Origin of the sequence: Streptomyces sp. NPDC101237 (assembly GCF_044767465.1) — a bacterium.
GTDB lineage: Bacteria > Actinomycetota > Actinomycetes > Streptomycetales > Streptomycetaceae > Streptomyces > Streptomyces gramineus.
Genome location: NZ_JBIWNY010000024.1, coordinates 96,299 through 122,452, shown reverse-complemented (window position 1 = coordinate 122,452; position 26,154 = coordinate 96,299). Strand labels below are relative to the sequence as shown.

Genomic DNA, 26,154 nt, shown 5'->3' with positions numbered 1-26,154 from the left:
CGCCGCCCGGAAGCGCATCGTCCGGGCCCTTCGGATCCACACGGCGTCTGCCGTTGAGGGCGGAGTATCCCTATGCAGGTCGAAAAGGCCGTACCGCTCGGGGAATTGGGCGAATCGCTCGGGGACGAAGAACGGACCGACGGCTTCGAACTGGCCGTCATCGGGCTCGGCTACGTCGGACTTCCGCTCGCGCGGGAGGCGTCGCTGGTCGGGCTGAGAGTGGCGGGGCTCGACCTCGACCCACGGGTCGTGGAGGGCCTCAACGCCGGACACTCCCATGTCGACGACGTCTCCGACGACGACGTCGCCCGCATGCGGCAGGCCGGTTTCACCGCGTACACGGACGACGCGTGCCTGGCCCGTGCGCAGACGATCGTGATCTGTGTGCCGACCCCGCTCAGCGAGGACGGCGGTCCCGATCTCGGCGCGGTGATCTCCGCCGCGCGGTCGGTGGCGCGCAGGCTGGGCCGCGGACGGCTGGTGGTCCTCGAATCGACGACCTATCCGGGCACCACCGAAGAGGTGGTCAAGCCGATCCTGGAGGAGTCGGGGCTGCGGGCCGGCGAGGACTTCGCGCTGGCGTTCTCACCGGAGCGCATCGACCCGGGCAACACCACCCACGGACTGCGCGAGACCCCGAAGGTGGTGGGCGGCTGCACCCCGGCCTGCTCGGCCCGCGCGGCCGCCTTCTACGGCAAGGTCGTCGACACCGTCGTGCAGGCCAAGGGCACCCGCGAGGCCGAGATGGCCAAGCTGCTGGAGAACACCTACCGGCACGTCAACATCGCGTTGGTCAACGAACTGGCCATCCTGTGCCAGGAGTTGCGCGTCGACGTGTGGGACGCGATCCGGTGCGCCGGTACCAAGCCGTTCGGCTTCCAGGCCTTCAGGCCGAGCGCCGGGGTGGGCGGCCACTGCATCCCGATCGACCCCAACTACCTGTCCTACAAGGTGCGTTCCATCGGCTACGAGTTCCGGTTCGTGGAGCTCGCCCGGGAGATCAACGCGCACATGCCGGAGTACGTCGTACGGCGTGCGCAGGACCTGCTCAACCACGAGGGCCGCGCCCTGCACGGCTCCCGGGTGCTGCTGCTCGGCGTCACCTACAAGCCGGACGTCGCCGACCGGCGCGAGGCTCCGGCGGTGCCGGTGGCCCGGCTGCTGCGGGCCCGGGAGGCCGACATCGCCTTCCACGACCCGTTCGTGCCCGCCTGGTTCGTGGACGGGCAGGCGGTGCCGCGCGTCGCCGACGTGATGGCCGCCGTGCGCTCCCACGACCTGACGATCCTGCTCCAGGACCACTCCGCCTACGACCTGCCGGCCATCGGTGACGAGGCCCGGCTGCTCTTCGACACCCGCGGGCGGATCTTCCGGCCCGGCGTCGAGGTGCTGTAGGCCGCCTCCGCGGCAACTCCCCTTCCGCCGCCCCGGGTCCACGGGCCCCGGGCGGCGGGATCGAAAGGCGCTCAGATGCGGATACTCGTCGTCACCGTCGTCCACCATCCCGAGGACGCACGCATACTGCACCGGCAGATCACCGCGCTGCGGGACCGTGGGCACCACGTCGTGTACGCGGCGCCGTTCTCCGCCCGCGAGGTGCGGCCGCGCGCGGACCTCGAAGGCATCGACCTGCCCAGGGCCGCGGGCCGCGGCCGCCGGGCCGCCGTCGCCGCGGCCCGCGCCCTGCTCGCCCGGCGCGGCCACGAGGCCGACGTGATCCTCCTGCACGACCCGGAGCTGCTCCTCGCGCTGCCCGGCACGCTGCGCCGCTGGCGCCGGTCCGGGGCGGCGCCCGTGGTCGTGTGGGACGTCCACGAGGACACCGCCGCCGCGCTCGCCACGAAGCACTGGGTGCCCCGGGCGCTGAGGTCGCCGCTGCGGCTCGCGGTGCGCGCCGCCGAGCGGCTGGCCGAACGCCATCTGCGGCTGCTGCTCGCCGAGGACTCCTACCAGGAGCGGTTCCGGCACACCCACCCGGTCGTGCCCAACTTCACCACGGCGCCGCTCCAGGCGCCCGAACCGCCGGGCAGCCGGCACGTCGTCTACGTCGGCCACCTGTCCCGGGCGCGCGGCGCGCTGGACCTGATCGAGACGGCCCGCCACCTGGGGCCGGGGCTGCGCGTGGAAGTGGCGGGCGCGGCCGACCCGGACGTCCGCGACGCGCTCGCGGCGGCCGACCGCGACGGCGTGCTGCGCTGGCACGGCTTCCTGCCCAACGACCGCGCCCTCGCCCTGCTCACGGGCGCGCTGGCCGGCCTGTCCCTCCTGCACGACGAGCCCAACTACCGCCATTCACGGCCCACCAAGGTCGTCGAGTACATGGCTCACGGCGTTCCCGTCGTCACCACGCCGACCCCGCTGGCGGCGGACATGGTGGAGCGGCACGGCTGCGGTCTCGTCGTGCCCTACGAGGACCCGCCCGCCGCGGCGGCGGCGATACGGCGGCTGAGCACCGACGCGATCCTGCGCCACACCGCGGCCCAGCGCGGCCGGGAGGCGGCCGTGACCCACTTCAACTGGCCGGACAAGGCCGCGGAGTTCACGTACACACTGGAGGCCTGGGCGCGGGAGGGAGCCGGCGGCGGGCGCACCGGGGGCGCGGCTCGTACGAAACGGCCCCGCCTCCGCCCGGCGGCCGGAACCCCGTCCCCGGGCCCCAGGCCACGTCCCGGACGGGTCGGCCGGACACCGCTCCCCTGATCACGCGCCGACGCCGGCGGCGGCAGGCGCGCGCTACGCGTTGGACCAGCCGCGCTCGCAGAGCACGAGGCGGTAGCCGTCCGGGTCCTCCACCGTGACGCCCCAGCGGTTCCAGTACGGGTTCGGTGACACGACCCGTCTGCCGCCGTGCTCCTCCAGCCGGGCGACCAGGTCGTCCGGCACCGGCCCGTCGACGTAGACCACCAGCAGGTCCTCCTCGGTGGGCCGGGGCTCGACCGGCCGGGCCGGCTCGTGCACCAGCTCCAGATGCCAGCCGGCGTCCGGCCAGCCCAGCATCACCAGGTCGTGCTCACCCGGCTCCGGTCCGCCCTCGGCCCGCCACACCACACCGAGGCCGAGTCCGCGCACCCAGAACCGCTCGGCCGCGGCCAGGTCCCGGGAGGGCCGGGCGACGCGGACGTGACTGCGACCGTTGACGGGCATGGTGACCTCTTCCTGAGCTGCCGTTCCCTGCCCGGAAGCCTAGGCACCCGCCTCCCCGGCGGCCATCGGCCGATCGCCCTGGATCACTGGTCCTAGGCCGTGCCCGGGGCGGGGCCGACGGGCGCGGCCGGTCTCAGGCGCGCGGGATGCCGTACGCCCGGTCCACGCGCAGCCGCAGCACCAGCCGGCGGTCGCGGACCATCGCGGCGCGGTAGTCGTCCCAGTCCGGATGCTCGCCCTGGATGTCGCGGTAGAGCCGGACGAGTTCCTCGACCGTCTCGTCGTGCGGGTCACGGGCGACCGGCGAGAGGTCCGCGGTGCCCTCGGCGACCGTGTAGGCCCAGCGGTCGGGGCTGGTGACGTGGTAGGAGGCACGCGGGTCGCGGCGCAGGTTGCGGGTCTTGGCCCGGTCGTCCGTGATCGACACCCGGACGGTCCGCTCGTCCGGGTAGTAGGCGTGGTTGACGTTGGACAGCTGAGGACGGCCGTCGCTCTTGAGCGTGACCAGTACGCCGTGGTGGTCCTCGGCGAGCAGCTTCAGAAGGGTGTCCTGGGTCATGGCAGGGAAACCCCGGCCGGTCCGTTCCGCATTCCCGCCGGGCCGGGTGTACCCGGAGTGGACACGGGAAGACGGGGGCATGTACACGGAGGCGGCCCGTCGGAGTCGGGGACCGTGAAGCCGCTGCTCGTACGGGCGTTCCCGGCCGCGCTCGGCGTGGCGGTCGCCTCTCCCCCACCCGGTGGCCCTTCTATAGCGTCTGTCACACCGCACGCGGATGAGCGGGTCCGTGCCCCGCTTCCTGCGCGACGATGAGGCCCGAGGTCGTACCGCACAGCGGGACGACACGACCGGAGGAGAGCGATGGCACAGCTGCGACAGGAAGTCGACCCCGGTGAGGTCGGGCTGGACGCGAAGGCACTGGACCGCCTCGACCAGCACTTCGCCCACTACGTCGACGAAGGGCGCCTGCCCGGCTACCTGGTGTCCGTGGCACGCGGCGGCCGGATCGCCCACCTCACCACGCAGGGCCACCGGGACCTCGCGGCCGGGCTGCCGGTCGAGCCGGACACCATCTGGCGGATGTACTCGATGACCAAGCCGGTCACCGCGGTGGCGATCCTGCTGCTGGTGGAGGACGGCGTGCTGTCGCTGGACGACCCGGTCGGCCGCCTGCTGCCGGAGTTCGCCGAACCCCGGGTGTACGTGAGCGGTTCGGGCGCGGACATGGTGACCCGGCCGGCCGACGGGCCGATCCTGATCCGGCACCTGCTCAGCCACACCGCCGGGCTGACCTTCGCGTTCTACCACGCGCACCCGGTGGACGCGCGGTACCGCGAGGCGGGTCTGGAGTTCTCGGTGCCGGCGGGCGCGGACCTCGCCGAGACGATGGCGGTGTACGCCCGCATGCCCCTGCAGTTCGAGCCGGGCACGCAGTGGAACTACTCGGTCGGCTTCAACGTGCTCAGCCGCGTCGTCGAGGTGGTCTCCGGGCAGCGGCTCGACGAGTTCTTCGCGGACCGGATCTTCCGCCCGCTCGGCATGCCGGACGCCGGTCTGCACATCGTGCCCGAACAGGCGGACCGTCTCTCGGAGTTGTACGGCGAGACGGAGGACGGCGGCATCGAGGCGATTCCGGGGCTGCCGTTGCGGGGCCGGCCCCGCCTGCTGTCCGGCAGCGGCGGTCTCGCGGCGACGGCGTACGACTACCACCGGTTCGCGGAGATGCTGCGCCGCCGCGGCGAACTGGACGGCGTCCGGCTGCTGCCGGCCGCCTCGGTGGACCTGCTGTCCGCCAACCACCTGCCCGGCGGCGCCGATCTGCGGACCTTCGGCGCCCCGCCCCACCAGGAGCCCGGCAACGACGGCCTCGGCTTCGGCCTGGGCGTCTCGGTGGTGATCGACCCGTCCCGCACCCTCGCGCCCAGCGGGCTCGGCACCTACGGCTGGACCGGCGCGGCCACCACGGCGTTCTGGGTGGATCCCGCCCACGACCTGACCGTGCAGTTCCACACCCAGGTGCGCCCCAAGACCCTGAAGATCTTCCCGGAGCTGCGCCGCCTGGTGCACGAGACGATCCTCGACTGAGCGCGGTTCGGACGAGGTTGGTCTCCGGGCGGGCCGCGTCGGCGGCCAACCGGCCGGCGTCGAGCGGGCGGCCGTCCAGGAACGGGGCACGGCCCGGGTGGCGGTCGCGGACCACCTCGCCGATCAGGGCGTTGTGGTCCGGGGTGTTCTGGTCATGGGCAGGGCCGGCCGGGGGCAGTCCGGGGACCGGTCAGTGACCGCGATCCGGCGGCGCGGCGGCTGCGCCGGCGGGTCCACGCCGGCCATCGCGCCGACCGCTCCCGACCACGCCCCGGCCGCGCGGAGCACCGAGCCGACGGCGATCCGTTCCGGAGCCGGACGCCCGCGCTCACCAGGTGGTGGGCGGTGCTGGTGCCCGTCACCCCGCCGCCGACGATCACGGCCTCGGCCTCGGCCCGGAGACTCACCTGCGCGCCTCCCGTCGGTCTCCCCGATCCTTCCCCCGGAGGCCGCCCGGCCGTCGCCGCCTCAGGACCAGTGCGCGACCGCGTCCAGGTGCGGCAGGACGTGGTCGAGGCGCTCGCGCTTGGTCCGCAGGTAGGTGATGTTGTTCTCGCAGGGCTCGATGAGCAGCGGAACCGTCTCGGCGACCTCGATGCCGTGCCGTACCAGCGACTCGCGCTTGCGCGGGTTGTTGGACATCAGGCGTACCGAGCCCACCCCGAGGTCGCGCAGGATGCCGGCGGCGACACCGTAGTCGCGTGCGTCGACGGGCAGGCCGAGCGCGAGGTTCGCCTCGACCGTGTCCAGGCCCTCCGCCTGGAGCGCCATCGCGCGCAGCTTGCCGAGCAGGCCGATGCCGCGTCCCTCGTGGCCGCGCAGGTAGACGACGACGCCGCTGCCCTCGGCGACGACCGCGCGCAGGGCGGCGGACAGCTGGTCGCCGCACTCGCAGTGCTGGGAGCCGAACGCGTCACCGGTGAGGCACTCCGAGTGCAGCCGGGTCAGCACCCGGTCGCCGGCTATGTCCCCGTAGACCAGGGCGACTTGCTCGTCACCGCGGTCGTGGTCCAGATAGCCGACGGCCTGGAATTTGCCGTAGACGGTGGGCAGCGGTGCATTGACGACGCGTTCCACGCCCGTACGCCGTGGGGGCTTCTTGCCGAGTACGCCGATGTTCTCTGTCATGATCTGATCCCTAGAGGAGACGAAAGGCCGTGAAACGATGAATGGTTCGGGCGCGCGGACGACGGCATACGGCTTGTTGCCGACGGACACCACGGAAGAGGTACGGACCAGGGGGGCGGGCGTTTCAACACAGGTCGCCGTCCTTCCCGTGGGCAGCTACGAACAGCACGGCCCCTTCCTTCCGCTGGCGACGGACACGCTCGTCGCCTGTGCCGTGGCCCGGGAGATCTCCGACGCGTTCCCGGTGCACCTCCTTCCGCCGGTGACGGTGTCCTGCTCGCACGAGCACGCGGCCTGGCCCGGAACCGTCAGCATCTCCTCGGTGACCCTGCACGCCGTGGTCCGGGACATCGCGGAATCGTTGCGCCGCTCGGGCGTCGACGCACTGGTCGTGGTCAACGGGCACGGCGGCAACTACGTGCTGGGCAACGTCGTCCAGGAGGCGTCGGCACGGGGCGAGCGGACGGCCCTCTACCCGGCCGCGGAGGACTGGGAGACGGCGCTGTCCCGGGCCGGGGTGGAGACCTCGGCGCTCACCGACATGCACGCCGGAGAAATCGAGACCTCGATTCTGCTGCACGCTCATCCCGAATTGGTCCGCCCTGGTCACGAGTCCGCCGATTTCACCGCTGACGACCGTCGTCATCTCCTCACCCTGGGAATGTCCGCTTATACCGAGTCGGGCGTCATCGGCCGCCCCTCCCTCGGGTCGGCGGAAAAGGGGAAGGTACTCCTGGCGAGCCTCGCCGATTCCTTCGGCGCGGTTTTCGAACTGCTCACCTCGGCACGGGAGTAGCGCAGCGCGGCGATCCAGCGGACGACCAGGACCACCAGCCCCGGCAGGGCCGCCACGAAGCTGAGGACGCCGTAGACGACGGCGGTGGCGAGCCCGCTGTCCGCGCCGAGGCCGGCCGCGGCGAACGCCCAGGCGGTGACGCCCTCCCGGGGGCCCCAGCCGCCGACGTTCAGCGGCAGGCCCATGGCGACCAGGGCGAGCACCGCGATCGGCGTCAGCGCGGCCACGGAGGCGGCCGAACCGGCGACCCGCGCGGCCACCACGAACATCACCACGTGCCCGGCGAGGATCGCCGCCGAGGACAGCGCGACGCCCGGACCGTTCCGCCGTGACAGCAGGGCCTGGCGGGCCTCGGCGAGGGTCGCGCGCAGGGCGCCGGCCCGCTTGCCCGGGGCCCGGTTCATCCGCACGGCGGCCACCACCGCGCAGGCGCCGACCAGTGCGGCCGCCACCAGCGGGGCGAAGTCGCGCGCCTGGGCGCGGACCGGCGAGGGCAGGATGAGCAGCGCGCCCGCGCCGAACACCGTCAACGCGACCTGTCCCGCGGCCCGTTCCAGCACGACCGCGCGCACCCCGCGCCCGATGTCGCCCTCGCTCTGCCCGTGCCGCACCGCCCGGTGCACGTCGCCGAGCACTCCGCCGGGCAGCGCCGCGTTGAGGAACAGCGCGCGGTAGTAGTCGCCGACGGCGGGCCCGAGCGGCAGCCTCAGGCCGAGGCTGCGGGCCACCAACTGCCAGCGCCAGGCGCTCAGTACGGTCGTGGCCGCGCCGATCGCCAGGCCGATGACCAGCGTCGGGGTGTCGATGCGGCGCAGTCCGTCGACGAAGACGCCGGTGCCGAGCCGCCACAGCAGCACGGCGATGATGGCGACACCGGCGGCGGTGCCCAGGTGCGGGCGGACGGCGCGGAAGGTGAGGCGCCTGCCTTGGCTCACCGGGGCGAGCGGAGCGGGCTCGCGGACCAGGGCGGGGGTGGTCATCGGTGGCCTCCCGTCGGCCGGGTGAGGGCCAGCAGGTCGCTGTGGTGCAGGACCACCCGCAGGTCGCCGGCCGCGCAGGCGGCGAGCCGTTCGGCCAGGTAGGTCTCGGCACGCGCGGCCAGTTCGGGGCGCTCCTCGACGGCCGCGCCGACCCAGCCGCGCAGCCACTGCTCGGTGAGCGCCCTCGCGTCGGGGCCGAGGCGCCAGGGGCTGGGGTTCACCTTCACGGTCGCGCCGCGGTCGGCGAAGGCCTCGCAGGCGGCGTCGACGGCGTCCGGGCCGAGCATCCCGCCGCGCCGCTGGTGGGCGTTGAAGGCCTGCGTCAGTTCCGCGTCCAGCGGGTGCGGGGTGGCGAACTCGACGCGTCCGGCGACCGACAGGGTGAGCAGGGCGGGGCAGCCGGCTCCGGTGCAGGCGTCGGCGAGGGTGTCGATCTCCTCCCGGGTGAGGACGTCCAGGAGCGCGGAGGCGGTGACCAGCGAGGCGCCGGTGAGCGCGTCGGGGGTGAGCCGGGCGACGTCGCCCCGCCGGGTCTCCACCGTGACGCGGCCGCCGTCCGCGGCCACCCGCGGCGAGGCGACCGCCGCGAAGTGCAGCAGGTAGGGGTCGCGGTCGTGCAGGACCCAGTGCTGGGCGCCGTCCAGGCGCGGCGCCAGCCAGCGGCCCATGGAGCCGGTGCCGCAGCCCAGGTCGTGCACGACCAGACCGCCCGGCCCGCCGGGCAGTTCGGCCAGCCGGATCCGCAGCGGGTCCAGCAGGTCGTGGGAGCGGGCGGCCGCGTCCGCGCTCTCGCGCAGCTCCAGCCACTCGGGGGCGTACCGGGCCGGTTCCTCGGGCGCGTCCTCGCGCAGCCGCAGGGTGGCCCGCTCGCCCAGCCGGACCACCGGACCGGCCCCGGCTATCGCCTCGAACCGCCCCGGCTCACCGGACGTTGCGGCATCCATGTGCTCTCCTCCCGCGGCTGTGTCCGTGTCCCGCGCGGGTCCCGGCTGCGCGGGGACCGCGCCGGCCGGGACGGTGGCCGTCGTCTCGCTCATGCCGCCCTCCGGGGTTCGTCGGGGAGCCTCAGCAGGACTCCGGCCAGGCTGCGGGCGGTGGTCGCCCAGCCGTCGAGCGCCGCGCGCCGGCCGCGCGCGGCGGACTTCAGGCGCCGGCGTACGTCCGCCTCGCCGAACCAGCCGCGCAGTTCGGCGGCGAGCGCGGCGGGGTCCTCCGGCGGCACCAGGATGCCTGGCACCCCGCCGTCGGGCGCCCTCCCCACCGCTTCCGGCAGGCCGCCGACGTCGGTGGCGAGCACCGGGATGCCCCGGGCGAGCGCCTCGGTGACCGCCATGCCGTAGGTCTCGGCGTAGGAGGTGAGGACCATCAGGTCGGCGGCGGCGTAACTCGCGTCCAGGTCGGCGCCGGAACGCGGTCCGGCCAGGTGCAGGCGGTCCGTCAGTCCGTGCCGGGCGATCAGCGAGCGCAGGTGGGCGACGTATTCGGGGTCCTGGGCGAGTCCGCCCACGCAGGTGCAGGTCCACGGCAGGTCCCGGACCGCTGCGAGTGCCTCGATCAGGCGGTGCTGGCCCTTGCGCGGGGTGACGGCGGCGACGCACAGCAGGTGCGAGACGCCGTCGGTGCCGCCGGCCAGCGGGGCGATGTCGGCACCCGGAGCGGCGACGTGCACCCGTTCGGGTGCCAGGCCGTGGTGCGACACCAGCCGCCGTACCGCCCAGTCGCTGGTGGCGACCACGGCCGGTACGGCGCGCAGCACCGCGCGCTCGCGGGCGTCCAGGTCGGCGGCGACGGCGGGGTCGAGGCCGGTCTCGTCGCCGAGCGGCAGGTGCACCAGGACGGCGAGCCGCAGCCGTTCGGCCTCGGGTACGACGATCTCGGGCACCCCGCACGCCACCAGGCCGTCGAGCAGCACGACCGTGCCGTCGGGCAGTTCGCGCAGGGTGCGGGCGAGGGTGTCGCGGGCGGCCGTGTCGGGGCGCGGCCAGGAGCCGGGCACCGCGTGCCGGGTGACCTGCCAGCCGAAGCCGGGCAGATCCAGGCAGACCCGCCGATCGTAGGCGTTGCCGCCGCTCGGGACGGCCAGGTCGTCCACACCGCCGGGCATGACGAAGTGCACGCTGCGCAGGGTCATGGGCAGGATCCCGATGTTCGCGGGGGCGTGGTCGCCGGCCGGGTCGGTGGTCGCCGCGCGCTGCGCGGGTACGTAGGTGAGCGCCGTGGGCCGGCCGAGGGTCACGTCGGTCACAGGGCACGCTCGTAACTCGCCCACGCGACGTGCGACTCGTGCAGGGTGACGGTCAGTCCCGCGAGGCCTCGCGCGCCCTCGCCGAGGGCGCCCTTGGCGATCCGCTCGGCCAGCCGGTCGGCGATGACCTTGGCCAGGAACTCCGTGGAGGTGTTGATCCCGGCGAAGTCCGGCTCGTTGTCGAGGTTTCTGTAGTTCAGCTCGCTGACCACGGCACCGAGTTCCTGGGTGGCAAGACCGATGTCGACGACGATGTTGTCGTCGTCCAGCTGTTCGCGCCGGAAGGTGGCGTCCACCAGGAACGTGGCGCCGTGCAGTCGCTGCGCGGGGCCGAACACCTCGCCGTGGAAGCTGTGGGCGATCATGATGTGATCGCGGACGGTGATGCTGAACAACGGACGACCCTCCAGGTGCGGCGCGTCTGGTCCCCCGGCGGATCCCTGCCGGAGGATGCCCTTAATACGGTTCTCGGCTTCCCCGTGTTCAGTCCACTCTGACTCTTTTCTCAGGTCAGGACCTCCTGGCGGGGCGCGCGGGACGTCGCGTCAGCCGTCGTCGCCGTAGCGGACCCGGTGGCAGAGCGCCGGAATCTCCCCGGAGGCGAGCCTTGGGAGCACCTGCGGCAGCTCCTCGAACGCGCTTTCTCCGGTGATGAGGGCGTCCAGCGCCGGGTCGGCGAGCAGGTCCAGGGCGAGGGTCAGCCGTTCGGCGTAACCGCGGCCGGGACGGGCGGCCGGGGAGACGGTGCCGACCTGGGTGCTGCGCACGGTCAGGCGGCGGGAGTGGAAGGCCTCGCCGAGCGGGAGCGCGATCCTCCGGTCGCCGTACCAGCTGAGTTCCACGACCGTGCCCTCGGGTGCGAGGAGTTCCAGGGCGCGGGTCAGGCCCTGCTCGGTGGCGCTGGCGTGGACGACCAGGTCGCAGCCGTCGAGGGCGTCCTCGGGCGTCGCGAAGTCCACGCCCAGCGCCTCGGCGGTCCTGGCGCGGGCCGGGTCGGCGTCGACCAGTTGGAGCCGTACGCCGGGGAAGCGGGCGAGCAGGGCGGCGACCGAGCAGCCGACCATGCCGCCGCCGATCACCGCGATCCGGTCGCCGAGCAAGGGCGCGGCGTCCCAGAGCGCGTTCACCGCGGTCTCCACGGTGCCCGCGAGGACCGCGCGCGCCGCCGGCACCCGCTCCGGTACCACCGTCACCGCGCTCGCCGGGACGACGTAGCGCGTCTGGTGCGGGTACAGGCAGAAGACCGTCCGTCCGGTCAGTTCGGCGGGGCCGGCCTCCACGACGCCGACGCTCAGGTAGCCGTACTTCACCGGGCCGGGGAACTCGCCCTCCTGGAACGGCGCCCGCATCGCCGCGTGCTGGCTCCGCGGCACCCCGCCGCGGAACACCAGCGTCTCGGTGCCGCGGCTCACCCCGGAGTACAGCGCGCGCACCAGCACCTCGCCGTCGGCGGGCGCCGCGAGGGTGACGTCACGCAGTTCTCCGTGGCCCGGGGACCGGAGCCAGAACGCACGGGCCGAACGGTTCATCGGCGTCCTCCTGAACGATCGGGATGTTGTTCACGTACCGAGGTGTGCACAGCGAGAAGTGCACAGGCCGCGCACAGTACGCGGCGTTGATCGACTCTGTCACTCGGCCGGAGGACGTGCGGTGGCCCTGAACAACACTTACGAAGCCAGGCTGGTCCAGCAGGAGACCGCGGTCGGAGCGGGCGTGCAGATCCTGTTGCTGGCCCTGCTCGGGTCGGCGATCGGCCTGGGGCCGGCCGGATGGCTGACGGGTCTCGTCTTCGCGGCGGCCACCTGGGCGGTGCTCTCCCGAGCCCTGCACCGCGCCCGCCCGCGCTCCTTCGGGCCCGCCAACCGCGTCACCCTCGGCCGCGCCACCCTGGTCGGCGGGGTGACGGCGCTGGTCGCCGACTCCTTCGAGAGCTCACCGCCGGTCTCGCTGCTGGTCGGCCTGACCGCCGTGGCCCTGATCCTGGACGGTGTGGACGGCAAGGTGGCCCGCCGCACGGGCACGTCCACCGCGCTGGGCGCGCGTTTCGACATGGAGGTCGACGCGTTCCTGATCCTGGTGCTCAGCGTGTACGTCGCCACGCGGTTGGGCCCGTGGGTGCTGCTGATCGGCGCGATGCGCTACGCGTTCGTCGCGGCCGCGAAGGCGGCGCCCTGGCTGAACGCTCCGCTGCCGCCGTCGATGGCCCGCAAGACGGTCGCCGCGATGCAGGGCATCTGCCTGCTCCTCGCGGGCGCGGACCTGCTGCCGTACCTGGCCAACCTGGCCGTGGTCCTGCTGGCGCTCGGCTCCCTGCTGTGGTCCTTCGGCCGGGACGTGGTGTGGCTGTGGCGCACCTCGCGGCGGACGACGGCTCAGGCGCTCCGTTCGGAGGCGGCCGTGGCGGAGTCGGCGCCGCAGCGGGGGGCGGCGCGGGCGGCCGAGGTGCGGCTGACGGTGCGTGCCGAGGCCCGCATCGAGGCGCGCGTCGAGGCGCGGGCGAAGGAGTCGGAGATGCTGGAGCTCGCGGTCCGGTGAACCGGCCGGTGAGCTGACCGCGCACGACGAGGGCCCGGACCGGGGGATGGTCCGGGCCCTTCTGTGTCTACCGCGAGTGCCGGGCTACGACCGTGCGCCCCGCGTCCGCGCGAAGGCGAACGCGGCCGCGGCCAGGCCGAGTACGCCGACGATCAGCCCCGCGATGCCGAGGCCCCGCGCGGTGGAGTCGTCGGTGCCGGCGGACGCGTTCGCCGTCGCCTTGGCGCCGTTGTCGGTCGGCGCGGTCGGGGCGGTGTCGGCGCCGGCCGCCGTCAGCTTGAGGGTCGGGGCCGGGTTCTCGGGCTCCTCGGCGCCGTTCGCGGCCTGCTCGATCCAGCGGACGACCTTGCCGTCGGAGTACGTCTGCAGGGTCTTGAAGGCGAGTTGGCCGGTGTCCTCGGGCAGTTGGCCGAACGCCACGTCGAAGTCCTCGAACTGCCCGGCGCCGATCTTCCCGCCGGTCCAGGTGATCTCGGAGGCGGCCTCGGTGATGGTGCCGTCGTCGGTCTTGACGGGCGTCTTGAGCTTGGTGGTGGTCACCTTGGCGGTCCAGCCGTCCCGCGGGGAGACGAGGACACCGAGGACCGGGTGGTCGGTGGGCAGGAACACCTGCACCTCGGTGGTGGAGGCGGTGTCCTCCTCGTTGGGCACGCGGAAGGTCAGGACGCCGTCGGTGGCGCCCTTGGCGTAGCTCTCGGGGTGGACGGTGACGTGCGCGGAGGCGACGCCGGCGGCGACGAGGACCGACGCGGCGGTGAGCGCGGTGACGGTGGCGGCGCGGCGCAGGGCGGAAGGGGCAGACATGGGTGAGTGATCTCCGTACGGATGACGTCTGGGGATTGGTCGTGCGGGGGTCAGACCGGGTACGGGATCGCGGCGGGCGGGCCGCGCCGGCTGACCGCGTGCCGCAGGGCGAGCAGTCGGCGGGGGCGTATCGGGCCGGCCGGCGCCGGGCGCCGGTCGGTGACCGGGCGGGACAGCGGGGCGTCACGCCACCAGGCCGCGAGACCGGGTACGAGGGCCGCCGCGCGGCGCAGCAGCGACCACAGCGCCGCCTCGCCGCACCGCAGCCACCAGGAGGCGACCAGGGCGGCGAGGACGTGCGCGAGGGTGGCGTGCGCGGTGAGGGCGTGCGGGTGGTGCGCCAGGACCGCCATGGCCGGGCCGTGCAGGTGCGGGTGGGCCGTGGACAGGTCGGTCACGGGCAGGTGACTCATCGGCATGTGCGCCATGGAGGCGTGCCCCGCGCCCATGGGGGCGGCGCCCATGTCCATGGACATGGTGCCCGGCGGGGCGGGTGCGCCTGTGCGGGCCGCGGCGAAGCCGACGTGCAGTCCGGCCTGGGTGGCCAGCATGCCGGCGCCGATCGCCGGGAGACCGCGCTCCCGTCCCGCCAGCGCACGTCCCAGGCCGAACACGACGGCGAACCCGGCCGCGTCGGCCCACAGCGGCGGCATGTCGCCCATGGCGAGGCCGTGACCGGCGGCGGCCAGGAGCACGCACACCGCGGCGAACACCGCGGCACGCAGGCTCCGCACCGCCGGTGACGCACTCATGGTGAGTGATCCTCCCACGGTGGGGAGATACGCACGCCGTGGACGGCCGGTTCAGTGCCCGAGCGGTCGGGTCCTCCTACTTCTTCTGCTCGACCCGCACCCAGTCCACCTCCGCCTGCACTCCCCCGCCCGCGATCTTGTCGACGCTGGACTGCGGCAGGCCCCAGTAGGGGCTGGTGACCTGGTTCCAGCCGGCCGGGTAGGCGCCGCCGAGGGCGAGGTTGAGGATGACGTACTGGTTGTGGTCGTAGACCCACTGGCCGCGCGTGGACTCCACCTTGTTGCGGGTGGTCTCCTGCACCAGCGTGTCGTCGACGTAGAAGCGCATCGCCGTGGGCGTCCACTCCACCGCGTAGGTGTGCCACTGGTCGGCGGTGCCGCCGTTCGGGTAGGTCTGGCGGGCGCCGATGTTGCCGTCGGCCGAGTAGCCGGGGCCGTGCAGGGCGGTGCTGGTCCAGGTCGGGTAGCCGATGTTCTCCATGATGTCGGTCTCGCCGGAGGCCGGCCAGGAGACCGAGGGGTTGTCGACGTTGCTGCCGAGCAGCCAGAACGCGGGCCAGAAGCCGTCGCCGACGGGCAGCTTCATGCGGGCGCTGACCTTGCCGTAGGTGAAGTCGAAGTGGGTGTTGGTGTCGATGCGCCCGGACGTGAAGTCGTAGGTGCCGCCGCCCGCCTGGGTGCAGCCCTTGCAGTACTTCGCCTTGAGGAGCAGCTCGCCGTTCTGCGTGACGACGTTGTTCGGCGAGTCGACGTACGCCTGGGACTCGCCGTTGACCGGGCCCATCTCGGTGCCGGTGCGCACCACCCGCCACTTGGAGCGGTCCAGGGAGCTGCCGGTGAAGTCGTCGAAGAACGTGGTCTGGTAGGAGCCCGACTGGTCGGCCGGGAGGGCGGGGTAGGCGGCCGCCGCGGTGCCGCCGGTGCCCCAGACCTGGAACTCGTAGAGGGAGTAGCCGAACTGCGCGGTGTAGGGCGCCGGGTTGTAGAAGCTGCGGCGTTCCTTGCCGAGCATCCGGACGTAGCGGCCGGTGGCCGGGGAGGGGAGGGTGACGGTGTCGTGCAGGCCCGCCGCGTCCCCGGGAGCGGCGACGTTCGCGCGGCGGGAGGCGATGGCGGCGGCCGACGGCTCGTACACCGTGCGCCAGTTGGTGTTGTCGTCGGAGACCTGGAGGAGGTAGTCGACGGCGTACGCCGACTCCCAGTAGAGGTCCACGGAGGAGATCGTGGACCGGGCGCCCAGGTCGACGGAGATCCAGCGGTCGGCGTTCCAGTCGCTCGACCAGCGGGTGGAGTCGCCCTTGAGGTCGGCGGGCCAGCCGCCGTCGGTGGCGAAGGCCGGCGAGACGCCCGCGTGCTGGTAGTAGGTGGAGTACGCCGGGTGGTTGAGGGCGAGGTTGGTGACGGCCGAGGAGGCGGGGGCGGGTTCGCCGCCGTAGACCTTGAAGTTCCACAGGGAGTAGCCGTAGGGGGTGGCGCGCTCGATGCCGCGCATCCGGACGTAGCGGCCGGTGACCTCCTGCGGGTAGGTGCTCGCGGTGACCGAGCCGCCGGTGCCCGCCGTCTCGGTGTAGAACGGCGTCCAGTCCGTGCCGTTCTTCGAGGCCTCCAGGACGTACCTCTTGCCGTAGGCGGCCTCCCAGTCGAGGACCACCCGGTCGATGCGGATCGTGGTGCCGAGGTCGATCCGGATCCAGGCGTCGTCCGCGAAGTTGCTGGACCAGCGGGTGGAGCCGTTGCCGTCGAACGCGAGGCCCGCGGCGGTGCCGCCGTTCTCGCTGCCGGAGGCGGTGACGGCGTTCGGGTTCGCCGTGAAGGCGGTGTTCGCACGGTCGGTGTCCCAGGTCACGGCGGCAGCGGCGGCGGACGCCGGTACGGCGAGGACCGGGCCCGAGGCCAGCAGGGCGGCCGTCGCGAGGGCGGCCAGGAGGGTACGGGGGATGCGGGTTGGCATGCGGTTCTCCTGAGTGCCGATGGTGCACATGTTGTGTTCATGACAGATCAGAGGATGGTGCTCGCGGCCCGTCGTGCATGCGCGTGCAGATGCCGTGCGGTGGACGCGGAACTCCCCTGGACCGCGTCCACCGCCGATTCGGTCAGGCCGCCTTGCGGACCTGTCCCCGGTGGTCGCGGATGATGTCCGCGTACCGGTGGCCGGTGCCCTTGATGGTGCGGACCTGGGTCTTGTAGTCGACGTGGACCAGACCGAACCGCTTGTCGTAGCCGTAGGCCCACTCGAAGTTGTCCAGCAGCGACCAGGCGAAGTACCCGGCCAGCGGCGCGCCCTTGCGGGCCGCCGAGGCGCAGGCCGCGAGGTGGCCGACCAGGTACTCCTGGCGCTCCGGGTCGTCGATCGTGCCGTCGGGGCGGATCACGTCCGGGTAGGCCGAGCCGTTCTCGGTGACGTACAGCTTGCGGGCGCCGTACTCGTTCGTGAGGCGCAGCAGCAGCGTCTCGATGCCGCTCGCGTCGATCTCCCAGTCCATGCCGGTGCGCGGGACGTCCGGGCGGCGCACGGAACGGGCGTACGGGGCCGGTCCTTCCGGGTCGTTCTCGATGTAGGCCGGGAAGTAGTAGTTCAGGCCCAGCCAGTCCAGCGGGGTGGCGATGGTCTCCAGGTCGCCGGCGCGCTCGGGGAGTTCGACGCCGTACGTCTCGACCATGTCGGCGGGGAAGCCGCGGCCGTGCACCGGGTCGAGCCACCAGCGGTTGACGTGCCCGTCGTGGCGGCGGACGGCGGCCTCGTCCTCGGGACGGTCCGAGGCGGCGAACACCGTGGAGAGGTTGTTCACGATGCCGACCTCGGCGCCGGGGGCGGCGGCGCGGATCGCCTGCGCGGCCAGGCCGTGGCCGAGGAGCAGGTGGTAGGAGGCGCGGACGGCGGCCGTCAGGTCGGTCAGACCCGGCGCCATCGTGCCTTCCAGGTGGCCGATCCAGGCCGAGCAGGACGGCTCGTTGAGGGTGGTCCAGTGCTTGACCCGGTCGCCGAGGCGTTCGGCGACCACGGAGGCGTAGGCGGCGAAGTGCTCGGCGGTCGCCCGCTCCGGCCAGCCGCCGCGGTCCTGGAGGGCCTGCGGCAGGTCCCAGTGGTAGAGCGTGACCGACGGGGTGATGCCGGCCGCCAGCAGGGCGTCGATCAACTCGTCGTAGAAGTCGAGGCCCTTGGCGTTGACGGGGCCGTCGCCGCCGGGCCGGACCCGCGGCCAGGCGACCGAGAGCCGGTAGGCGTTGGTGCCGAGCCGGCCCATCAGGCCGATGTCCTCACGCCAGCGGTGGTAGTGGTCGCAGGCGATGTCGCCGTTGTCGTCGCCCGCGATCTTCCCCGGGGTGTGGGAGAAGGTGTCCCAGATGGAAGGTGCGCGGCCGTCCTCGGCTACGGCTCCCTCGATCTGGTACGCCGCGGTTGCCGTTCCCCACAGGAAGTCGTGCGGGAGTGCGGCGAGGTCGATGGTCACGGAATTCCTTTCGCGACAAGCTTCGGGACTGGGGTGGTTCACTTGACGGCCCCCGCCGTCAGCCCGGCGACGAGGTAGCGCTGGAGCAGCAGGAACCCGGCGACGACGGGCACGCTCACCACGAGCGACGCGGCCATGATCTGGTTCCAGTACACGTCGTTGAGCGTGGAGTAGCCCTGCAGGCCGACGGCCAGGGTGCGGGTGGTGTCGTTGGTCATCACCGACGCGAAGAGCACCTCGCCCCAGGCGGTCATGAAGGCGTAGACGGCGACCGCGACGATGCCGGGGATCGCGGCGGGCACCACGATGCGCAGCAGTGCGCCGAGCGGACCGCAGCCGTCCACCAGGGCCGCCTCGTCCAGGTCCCTGGGCACCGAGTCGAAGTACCCGATCAGCATCCAGATCGAGAACGGCAGCGAGAACGTCAGATAGGTGAGGATCAGGCCGCCGCGGGAGCCGAACAGGGCGATGCCGGTGGCGTTTCCGATGTTGACGTACAGCAGGAACAGCGGCAGCAGGAAGAGGATGCCGGGGAACATCTGCGTGGACAGCACGGTGACCGTGAAGACGCGCTTGCCGCGGAACTCGTAGCGGCTCACCGCGTAGGCGGCGAACACCGCGACCACGACCGAGCAGACCGTCGCCGCGACCGAGACGATCAGCGAGTTCACGAAGTACTTGGCGAGCGGGACCGTCGACCAGATGTCGATGTACGGGCGGATGGTCAGCCCGCTGGGCAGCCAGCGGAACTTGCCGGTGACGTCCGCGAGCGGCTTCAGCGAGCTGGAGATCATCACGTACACCGGGATCAGCACGAAGCCGGTCAGCAGCGTGAGGAAGATTCCCCGGGCCCACAGGAAGGAGCGCGGCGGGGCCATCGGCGAGCTGGGGCTAGACATCGGCGGTCCTCCGTCCGCGTGAGGTGAGCGCGAGATAGACGCCGGTGACCACCAGCAGGAACAGCAGCAGGAGCACGGACATCGCCGAGCCGGTGCCGAAGTTCCAGGTGACGAAGGAGGCCTGGTAGATGTGGACCGAGATGAGGTCGGCGGCCTCCGGCGCGGACTTGCCGAACAGCACGTACGGCGTGTTGAAGTCGTTGAACGTCCACAGGAACAGGACCAGGACGAGCACCTGGTTGACCGGGCGCAGCGACGGCAGGGTGATGCGGCGGATCTGCTGCCACATGCCGGCACCGTCCAGCGCGGCCGCCTCGTACAGCTCCCGCGGGATGTTCTGGAGTCCGGCCATCACGATCAGGAAGGCGAACGGCCAGCCCTTCCACACCGACACGATGAGCAGGGCGTAGAAGCTGTTGTCACCGATCAGCCAGAAGGACGGCTGGTCGGTGAGGTGCAGCTGGTCGTGCAGGACGTGGTTCACCAGTCCGTTGTCGTGCTGGAACATGAACACCCAGGTGATCACGGCCGCGTAGACCGGCAGCGCGTACGGCACCAGGAACAGGGCCCGCAGCAGGCCCCGGCCCTTGAAGGTGTCCTGCATGAACACCGCGGCCGCGGTGCCGATCAGCCAGCACAGGCCGACCGACAGCAGCGTGAAGGTGACGGTGACGAAGAAGGAGTGCAGCAGGGCCTTGCCGACCGGGGCGTCGAAGTCGACCGACATCCTGTAGTTGTCGAACGCCGTCCACGGGGCGGTGGTCCAGTCGCGGATGTAGAACTGGGTCAGCTCCTTGAAGCTCATCACGACGCCGATGACCATCGGCACGAGATGGACGAGGAGTTCGAGCAGCAGGGCGGGCAGGAGCAGCAGGTAGGGCAGTCCGATCCGGCGGATCCGCCCGGGACGGCGGCCCGAGCCGCCCGCCGTCCCGGGGGAGTTCGCACGCACCGGCTCTGTTACGGCGGTGGTGGTGGTCGTCATCGCGTTCAGGCCGCCGGCATCTGCTGCTGGGCCTTCTCCAGCTCGGCCTTGACGGAGTCGGCGGTGACCGAGTGACCGGCGGCCACGGCGGCGAACAGGTTCTTGACGGCGGTACCGACGGTGGTCTCGAACTGCGACTCGGCGGCCACCTGGGGCAGGGCGGCGGCGCTGGTGGCGAGGGTGTTCTTCAGGACCGCGTTGGCCGGGCTGTTGAAGGCCGCGTCCTCCTGGGCGGACTTGACCGGCGGGATGGAGCTGTAGGCGGTGTTGAGGATCTTCTGCTCCTCGTCGCTGGTCATGAACTTCACGAACTTCGTGGCGCCGTCGAGGTTCTTGCTGTTCTTGAAGACGGCCATGTTGATGCCGGCGACCATCGAGTTGGTCTGGGCGCCGGTGCCGGGGGTGCCGGACTGCACGGGCACCGGGGCGATGCCGTAGTCGCTCTCGCTCATGCCCTGCGACTTGAGGTTGGCGGCCGCCGACTGCCACAGCAGCATCGCCTGCTTGCCCTTGGCGAAGTCGCTGACCGACTGGTTCTGCGCGTACTCGGCGTCGCCGGTCGGGATGACCTTGTCCTTGGCCATCAGGTCGACGTACTGCTTGACCGCGTCGACGACCTTCGGGTCGGTGAAGTTGGGCTTGCCGTCGGCGGTGAAGAAGTCGCCGCCGTGCTGCTTGGCGAAGACGAAGACGTGGTGGATGTTCTCCGAGACGTTGCCGCCCTCGGCGCCGAGGGCCGACTTGCCCTTCGCCTGGATCTTCTTGCCGTCCGCGATCAACTCGTCCCAGGTGACCGGGGGCTTGGCGATGCCGGCGTCGGCGAAGATCTTCTTGTTGTAGTAGAGGGCGTAGGCCATCGAGTACAGCGGGACGGCCGCCGGGTCCTTGCCCTCGGCACCCGTGGAGCCGAGCGCGGAGTCGACGAAGCGGTCCTTGCCGCCGATCTTGTCGAAGTTCTTGGCGTCCCAGGGCAGCAGCGCGCCGGTCGCCTGCAGCGAGGCGCTCCACGTGTTGCCGATGTTGAGCACGTCGGGGCCCTGGCCGGAGGTGGTCGCGGTCAGGATGCGGTTGAGGAGGTCCGACCAGGGCACGACCTCCAGCTTGACCTTGATGCCGGTCTGCTTCTGGAACTTGTCGAGCTCCGGCTGGAGCGTCTTCTTGTCGATCGCGATGCTGGCACCCTGGTTGGAGGCCCAGTAGGTGAGCGTCTTCGGGGAGTCGTTGGACCCGCCGCCGGTGGACGAACCGCCACCGCAGGCCGTGGCCGCGAGGGCGAGAGACATGGTGACGGCGCCTACGGCCGCGGCTCGGATGCTGCGCATGGCTCCAGCTGTGCCTTTCCGGGAGTCGAGAACCCCGAGAGGGCTTCGCGGCGGCCGTTGTCCGCACGTGCGGACACCGAGGCCACCGTTCGGCTTCAGAAGCCCCCTCATGGCTTAATTTAGGACGTGAGTTAATCCCCCGAACACGGACTCGTCAAGGGATCCGGCACGGGTGTCCGCGCAGGCGGGACGGGGAACAGGCGGTTCCGCCCGGGTCCCGCGCGCACCCCAAGCGGCGTGACCTGCGCCGAAGCGGGGCGACCTGGACGAGGAGCGCTCACGGGGCGTTCCACAACGGTTGTGTTTCGACGGGGGGCTTGCGTGCGGCGGGGCACCCCGCCGCACTGCCTCGACCGGCGCACCGGTCCGGGCGGAGCGGGCGAGCCAGGACCCCGCGGCCCACCCCGGCAGGGCACTCCGCCGGGCGCCGCGGGACACCATCGCCGGTCGTCCCGCGACTCGCCCGGTCGGCCCGCGACCCGCCTGAGCCGGAGCGCGGGGCGCCGCTTCGTATGGCGGGACACACCACGGGGCGGGCCGGCGCCGGAGGTGGTGGGGCGGGGCAGCGGAGGCTGCGGGCCGGGAGACGGGGCCCCGGGGTGGTGTGCCCGGGGCCCCTCCTCTCAGTGGGCGGGTGTCGGGGGTGGGGCCGGGGCGTAGCCCGTCGGGCGGGCGGTGAAGGTGCCCCGGCCTCGGGTACGGCCGCGCAACCGGGTCGCGTAGCCGAAGAGTTCGGCCAGCGGCACGGTGGCGGTCAGCACCGCGGACCCGCCCCGGGCCGCGGAACCCGTGACCCGGCCGCGCCGGGCGGCCAGGTCGCCCAGCACCCCGCCCACCGCGTCCTCCGGCACGGTGACCGTGACCTCGGCGACCGGCTCCAGCAGGACCGTCCCGCAGTCGCGCAGGGCCTCGCGGAGACCGAGCCTGCCCGCCGTGCGGAACGCCGTGTCGGAGGAGTCCTTCACGTGCGTGGAGCCGTCGGTGAGCGTGACCCGCAGCCCGGTGACCGGGTGGCCGCCGAGCGGGCCCTCGGTGAGCGCGTCCCGGCAGCCGGCCTCGACCGCGCGGACGTACTCCTGGGGCACCCGGCCGCCGACGACCGCCGACCGGAACGCGAAGCCCGCCTCGTGCCCGAGCGGTTCGACGTCCAGGACGACGTGCGCGAACTGCCCCGCACCACCGGTCTGGTGGACGTGCCGGTAGGCGAAGCCGGTCACCCCGCGTGCCGGCGCCTCCCGCAGCGCCACCCGCGGCCGGCCCACCGCGACCTCGGGACCGCCGTCGGCCAGGACCTTCGCCACGGCCACCTCCAGATGCAGTTCGCCCATCCCGGACAGCACCGTCTGCCCCGTCTCCGGGTCGGAGCGCACCACCAGCGAGGGATCCCCCTCGGTCAGCCGGGCCAGCGCCTCGGCCAGCCGGCCGGTGTCGGTCCTGCGCCGGGCCTCGACGGCGACGGACACCACGGGGTCCGGGACGGCGGGCGGCTCCAGCAGCACCGGCGCGTCCGGCGTGCACAGCGTGGAGCCGGGACGGGCCGACCTCGGTCCGACGACGGCGACGATGTCACCGGCCACCGCGCGCTCGACCGGCTCGTGCCGCCCGGCCATGACGCGGAGGATGCGGGCGACGCGTTCGGTGCGGCCGGTCACCGGGTCCCACACGGTGTCTCCTTTCTCGATCGTGCCGGAGTAGACGCGGAGATGGGTGAGGCGCCCGGTGGGCGTCGCGGTCACCTTGAACGCGAGCGCGGCGAACGGGCCCCCGGGGTCGGCGGCCCGCCGCAGCTCGGCGCCCTGATGGGTGCCGCGCACGGCGGGCACGTCCAGCGGCGAGGGCAGACAGGCCACGACCGCGTCCAGCAGGGGTTCGATGCCCCGGTTGCGGTAGGCGGAGCCGCACAGGACGACGAGGCCCTGACCGGTCAGGGTGAGATCCCGCAGGGCGGTGCGCAGCGTGCCGTCCGACAGCCGGCCGGCCGGCGCGCAGAACTCCTCCAGCGCGGCCGGATGCAGGCCGGCGACCGCCTCCTCCAGCAGGCGCCGCCTGCGCTCCGCCTCCGCGCGCAGTCCGTCGGGGACCGGCCCCGTCACCGCCGTGCCGCCGTCGTCCGGCCACACCAGCGCGCGCATGCGCACGAGGTCGACGACGCCGGTGAAGCCGTCCTCCGCGCCGATGGGCAACTGGACGACGAGCGGGGCCGGGTGCAGCCGGGCGCGGATCGACTCGACGGCGCCGTCGAGGGTGGCGCCGGCCCGGTCCAGCTTGTTGACGAAGGCGATCCTCGGCACGCCGTGCCGGTCGGCCTGCCGCCACACCGACTCGCTCTGCGGCTCGACGCCGGCCACCGCGTCGAACACGGCGACCGCGCCGTCGAGGACGCGCAGGGAGCGCTCGACCTCGTCGGTGAAGTCGACATGGCCGGGGGTGTCGATGAGGTTGACGCGGTGGCCGTCCCAGGCGCAGCTGACGGCCGCGGCGAAGATGGTGATGCCGCGGTCGCGTTCCTGGGGGTCGAAATCGGTGACGGTGGTGCCGTCGTGCACTTCACCGCGTTTGTGGATGGTGCCGGTGGTGAAGAGGATGCGTTCGGTGACGGTGGTCTTTCCGGCGTCGACGTGGGCGAGGATGCCCAGGTTGCGAACGGCCGCGAGGGAGTTGACGGAGTTCGGGTGGACTTCGGCGCGCATGGCCCGTTGCCTTTCGAATGCGGTTCCCGGACGGGTCCTGGAATGGGCGGCGCGATTTCCGTGCGGCGAAGTTCATCCGGCTGCGACTGACGGCACGTCAATGTCTTTGCGGATGAACAGAGTTGACGAGCCGGATCGGCGTCACGGAGTCCGGTACCGGCCGCGCAGCGGGTACCGGGGAGACGGGGACACGAGGATCACGTCGTAGCGGGAACGGGAGGAGCCGGCGGTCGCGCGGTCGCGCATCGTCCTCTCCTCTCCCTCGTCCGAACTCGTCACGGAAAAGCGCCGCGACCGCCTTTCGCGGCTACGGTGCGTGATACCGAGCGAGTGTAGGCTGCGGCTCCGGAGACGGCACGCACTTTTCCGACCAGGGGACTTGCGCGTCCCGGCGATTCCGGTTCGTTCCCTTTCGCCGCTCTTCAGGGAATGGGACGTCCCGTTGCCCCGACATTTTCCGGACATTCATCGGGCGGGCATCGATAACCCCACCGCCACGGTACGCGCTTTCCGATTCGGCGCCCGGCGCGGACGGTGTCCGCCGGAAGAGACCGCCGCAACTCCAGCGATTGGCCGAAAAGTGCGCTTTCCCGCCCCCAGCGGGACATCGGGACCCCCTTGCGGGGGGCCGGTACGGCCGGCTCGGGAAAGGTCGCCCAAAACGCCCCGGATGCACGTCGTCGCGGGTGACACGGGGAACGGGCCGGCCAATCCCGGACGGCCGGGAGTTGATGTGGAACATGTGTGGACATTCGGTGAAGCAACGTTCCTGGCTGAGAAATTAGGACCGGTCACCGGCTTCGGGAGGTGCACGCAAAGGCCGGAAAGCAGCCCTTGCCGGTGGCCGGTGGACGCTCCATCGCTCGGCTCGCAGGCCTAATCTGATCGGCGAGCGGACAGCATGAGCACGGCAAGTGGACGGATTGGACTGGATTGGATACGCAAAAGACGCGGAGAACACCGTTCGCCGCGCTGCGCAGGACCACCACGATGCCGGTCGCCGCGCAGGTGCTCATCGCGGGAACACTGTTCTCCAGGGTGGGCGACACCCTCGCCTCGCTGGGACTGGTGCTGCACGCGGCCGACCGGGACCTCCGCTTCGGGGTGACCGAGGTGATGCTCGCCGAACTCGTCCCGACGGTGCTCGCGGCACCGCTGATCGGCTCCGTCGTCGACCGGTTCAGCGCGCGCACGGTCTGCCTGTGGGCACTGCTGACCCAGTCGCTGTTCCTCGGCGCGGCCACCTTCGTCGGCGGTTTCCACGTGAAGGTCGCCCTGATCGCACTGTCCTCCCTGGCCGCGGTGGCGTCGGTGGCCGCCGGGTTCAAGATGCTGCCCGCCGTCGCGGGCGAGCGGCACACCGGCCGGGCCAACAGCCTGCTGATGGCCGGCATGTCCGTGGCGGGACTGGTGGGGCCCGCGCTGGCCGGGTTCCTCAACTCCCAGTGGGGCACCGGCGCGCTCCTCGGGGTGGACGCCGCGTCCTTCCTGGTGCTCGCGGGGTGCACCCTGTGGGCGGTGCCGAGCAGCGTGGACGTGGTGATCGGCCGCCGCCCCGCGACGAAGCTCGGGGACGGTTTCCGGGCGCTGCGCGACGCGCCCGTGGTGGGCACGCTGATGCCCGCGCTGGCGGCGGCGATGCTGGCCACCAGCATCGAGAACGTCGCGGGCGTCTTCTACCTGCGTGACATCGTCAACGGCAACGACACCGTCTTCGGCCTGATGCTGGCGACCTGGGCCCTGGGGTCGGTGCCCGGCGCCCTGCTCGCGGGCCGCGCGCGCTGGTCGGAACGGCACGCCCTGCTGATCGTCGGCGGCGTCTCGGGCATCGGCCTGGGCCTGCTCCTCACCGGCCTGATCCCGGTCGCCGCGGTGATCTTCCCGCTGTTCCTCGTCGCGGGCTTCGGCAACGGCGCGTGCAACGTCGGTCTGCGCAACGCGGTGCACTCACGGGTCCCCGCCGAGGTGCACGGCAGCGCCTGGGCCTGCTTCCAGGCGCTGTCCCGCAGTTGCATCGGCCTCGGCTACCTGCTGGGCACTCCGAACAGCCTGGTCTCCAGCCAGGGCCAGGTGATCGTCTCGGGTGTCATCCCGCTGGCGGCGATGACGTGGGCGGGCCTGACCTTCGTCCGGCGCGGCGAGCACACCGTGACGGAGCCCTCGGCCTGACCGTCCGTCCGGCAGGCGGGGCGGCCGACAGGACGGTCGGACGAGTGGCCGACAGGACGGTCGCCCGCACAGCCGGTCGGACGGCCGCACAGCGACCGGCCCGCCCGACGGCCGGTCAGCGGCCCCCCTCGGGGCCCGGAACTTTCGAAACCGGTCAGCCGCCCGGC

General features: G+C 72.6%; 21 protein-coding genes and 1 pseudogene. 6 read left to right on the top strand and 16 right to left on the bottom strand.

Annotation, left to right across the window (positions count from 1 at the left end):
• Positions 1–72 precede the first annotated feature (72 nt).
• Together ACIRQ9_RS30765 and ACIRQ9_RS30760 are read left to right on the top strand one after the other, a co-directional pair.
• Positions 73–1,395 carry a nucleotide sugar dehydrogenase gene (locus ACIRQ9_RS30765; RefSeq protein WP_404180642.1) on the top strand — a complete coding sequence of 441 codons (1,323 nt, stop codon included), beginning with the start codon at positions 73–75 and terminating at the stop codon, positions 1,393–1,395.
• A 75-nt stretch (positions 1,396–1,470) separates the two neighbouring features.
• Positions 1,471–2,700, top strand: coding sequence for a glycosyltransferase (locus ACIRQ9_RS30760; protein ID WP_404180639.1), 1,230 nt, complete (start codon positions 1,471–1,473; stop codon positions 2,698–2,700).
• A 33-nt stretch (positions 2,701–2,733) separates the two neighbouring features.
• On the opposite strand, the gene ACIRQ9_RS30755 is transcribed toward ACIRQ9_RS30760, so the two are convergent.
• Both ACIRQ9_RS30755 and ACIRQ9_RS30750 read right to left on the bottom strand, forming a co-directional pair.
• The gene (locus ACIRQ9_RS30755; protein ID WP_404180636.1) at positions 2,734–3,144 is read right to left on the bottom strand and encodes a VOC family protein; all 411 of its coding nucleotides are present in this window, start codon (positions 3,142–3,144) and stop codon (positions 2,734–2,736) included.
• 133 nt (positions 3,145–3,277) lie between these two features.
• Positions 3,278–3,703, bottom strand: coding sequence for a PPOX class F420-dependent oxidoreductase (locus ACIRQ9_RS30750; protein WP_404180633.1), 426 nt, complete (start codon positions 3,701–3,703; stop codon positions 3,278–3,280).
• Positions 3,704–4,006: 303 nt separating this feature from the next.
• On the opposite strand from ACIRQ9_RS30750, the gene ACIRQ9_RS30745 reads away from it, so the two are divergent.
• Complete coding sequence (locus ACIRQ9_RS30745; RefSeq protein ID WP_404180630.1) at positions 4,007–5,230, top strand: serine hydrolase domain-containing protein; 1,224 nt, start codon at positions 4,007–4,009, stop codon at positions 5,228–5,230.
• 468 nt (positions 5,231–5,698) lie between these two features.
• Here the strand turns inward: ACIRQ9_RS30745 and ribA are convergent, their stop codons facing one another.
• Complete coding sequence (gene ribA / locus ACIRQ9_RS30740; RefSeq protein WP_404180627.1) at positions 5,699–6,358, bottom strand: GTP cyclohydrolase II; 660 nt, start codon at positions 6,356–6,358, stop codon at positions 5,699–5,701.
• A gap of 37 nt (positions 6,359–6,395) precedes the next feature.
• On the opposite strand from ribA, the gene ACIRQ9_RS30735 reads away from it, so the two are divergent.
• Entirely contained in the window at positions 6,396–7,154 is a 759-nt protein-coding gene (locus ACIRQ9_RS30735) for a creatininase family protein (protein ID WP_404180624.1), read from the top strand.
• Positions 7,155–7,204: 50 nt separating this feature from the next.
• On the opposite strand, the pseudogene ACIRQ9_RS30730 reads toward ACIRQ9_RS30735, so the two are convergent.
• The 5 genes and pseudogenes from ACIRQ9_RS30730 to ACIRQ9_RS30710 all read right to left on the bottom strand — a co-directional run.
• Positions 7,205–8,134 (bottom strand): annotated as a pseudogene (locus ACIRQ9_RS30730) (YbhN family protein); the annotation flags it as partial.
• The gene (locus ACIRQ9_RS30725) at positions 8,131–9,171 is read right to left on the bottom strand and encodes a trans-aconitate methyltransferase (RefSeq protein ID WP_404180621.1); all 1,041 of its coding nucleotides are present in this window, start codon (positions 9,169–9,171) and stop codon (positions 8,131–8,133) included. The gene ACIRQ9_RS30725 and the pseudogene ACIRQ9_RS30730, both read right to left, overlap by 4 nt.
• On the bottom strand, positions 9,168–10,379 hold the full coding sequence (locus tag ACIRQ9_RS30720) for a glycosyltransferase family 4 protein (protein WP_404180618.1): 1,212 nt from the start codon (positions 10,377–10,379) through the stop codon (positions 9,168–9,170). The genes ACIRQ9_RS30725 and ACIRQ9_RS30720 overlap by 4 nt, the downstream gene beginning before the upstream one ends.
• Positions 10,376–10,774 (bottom strand): 6-pyruvoyl trahydropterin synthase family protein, encoded by a 399-nt coding sequence (locus tag ACIRQ9_RS30715; protein WP_404180615.1) that lies wholly within the window; start codon positions 10,772–10,774, stop codon positions 10,376–10,378. Before ACIRQ9_RS30715 ends, ACIRQ9_RS30720 begins: the two co-directional genes overlap by 4 nt.
• A gap of 150 nt (positions 10,775–10,924) precedes the next feature.
• A complete protein-coding gene (locus ACIRQ9_RS30710) occupies positions 10,925–11,908 on the bottom strand; it encodes a zinc-binding alcohol dehydrogenase (RefSeq protein ID WP_404180613.1) in 984 nt (327 codons plus the stop codon).
• A 121-nt stretch (positions 11,909–12,029) separates the two neighbouring features.
• Between ACIRQ9_RS30710 and ACIRQ9_RS30705 the strand changes: the two genes are divergently transcribed.
• The gene (locus ACIRQ9_RS30705; RefSeq protein WP_404180610.1) at positions 12,030–12,914 is read left to right on the top strand and encodes a CDP-alcohol phosphatidyltransferase family protein; all 885 of its coding nucleotides are present in this window, start codon (positions 12,030–12,032) and stop codon (positions 12,912–12,914) included.
• 84 nt (positions 12,915–12,998) lie between these two features.
• Here the strand turns inward: ACIRQ9_RS30705 and ACIRQ9_RS30700 are convergent, their stop codons facing one another.
• From ACIRQ9_RS30700 to fusA, 8 genes are all read right to left on the bottom strand, one after another.
• Positions 12,999–13,718, bottom strand: a complete 720-nt coding sequence (locus tag ACIRQ9_RS30700; protein ID WP_404180607.1) for a YcnI family protein — start codon at positions 13,716–13,718, stop codon at positions 12,999–13,001.
• 50 nt (positions 13,719–13,768) lie between these two features.
• Entirely contained in the window at positions 13,769–14,470 is a 702-nt protein-coding gene (locus ACIRQ9_RS30695; protein WP_404180604.1) for a hypothetical protein, read from the bottom strand.
• A 76-nt stretch (positions 14,471–14,546) separates the two neighbouring features.
• The gene (locus ACIRQ9_RS30690; protein ID WP_404180601.1) at positions 14,547–16,421 is read right to left on the bottom strand and encodes a discoidin domain-containing protein; all 1,875 of its coding nucleotides are present in this window, start codon (positions 16,419–16,421) and stop codon (positions 14,547–14,549) included.
• A gap of 142 nt (positions 16,422–16,563) precedes the next feature.
• On the bottom strand, positions 16,564–17,922 hold the full coding sequence (locus ACIRQ9_RS30685; RefSeq protein ID WP_404180598.1) for a GH1 family beta-glucosidase: 1,359 nt from the start codon (positions 17,920–17,922) through the stop codon (positions 16,564–16,566).
• Between the two features lie 38 nt (positions 17,923–17,960).
• Positions 17,961–18,821 (bottom strand): carbohydrate ABC transporter permease, encoded by an 861-nt coding sequence (locus tag ACIRQ9_RS30680; RefSeq protein WP_404180595.1) that lies wholly within the window; start codon positions 18,819–18,821, stop codon positions 17,961–17,963.
• A complete protein-coding gene (locus tag ACIRQ9_RS30675; RefSeq protein ID WP_404180592.1) occupies positions 18,814–19,806 on the bottom strand; it encodes a carbohydrate ABC transporter permease in 993 nt (330 codons plus the stop codon). Before ACIRQ9_RS30675 ends, ACIRQ9_RS30680 begins: the two co-directional genes overlap by 8 nt.
• Positions 19,807–19,811: 5 nt before the next feature.
• Entirely contained in the window at positions 19,812–21,128 is a 1,317-nt protein-coding gene (locus ACIRQ9_RS30670; protein WP_404180590.1) for an ABC transporter substrate-binding protein, read from the bottom strand.
• Between the two features lie 623 nt (positions 21,129–21,751).
• Positions 21,752–23,818, bottom strand: coding sequence for an elongation factor G (fusA, locus tag ACIRQ9_RS30665; protein ID WP_404180587.1), 2,067 nt, complete (start codon positions 23,816–23,818; stop codon positions 21,752–21,754).
• Between the two features lie 933 nt (positions 23,819–24,751).
• Between fusA and ACIRQ9_RS30660 the strand changes: the two genes are divergently transcribed.
• Complete coding sequence (locus ACIRQ9_RS30660) at positions 24,752–25,987, top strand: MFS transporter (protein ID WP_404180584.1); 1,236 nt, start codon at positions 24,752–24,754, stop codon at positions 25,985–25,987.
• Positions 25,988–26,154 lie beyond the last annotated feature (167 nt).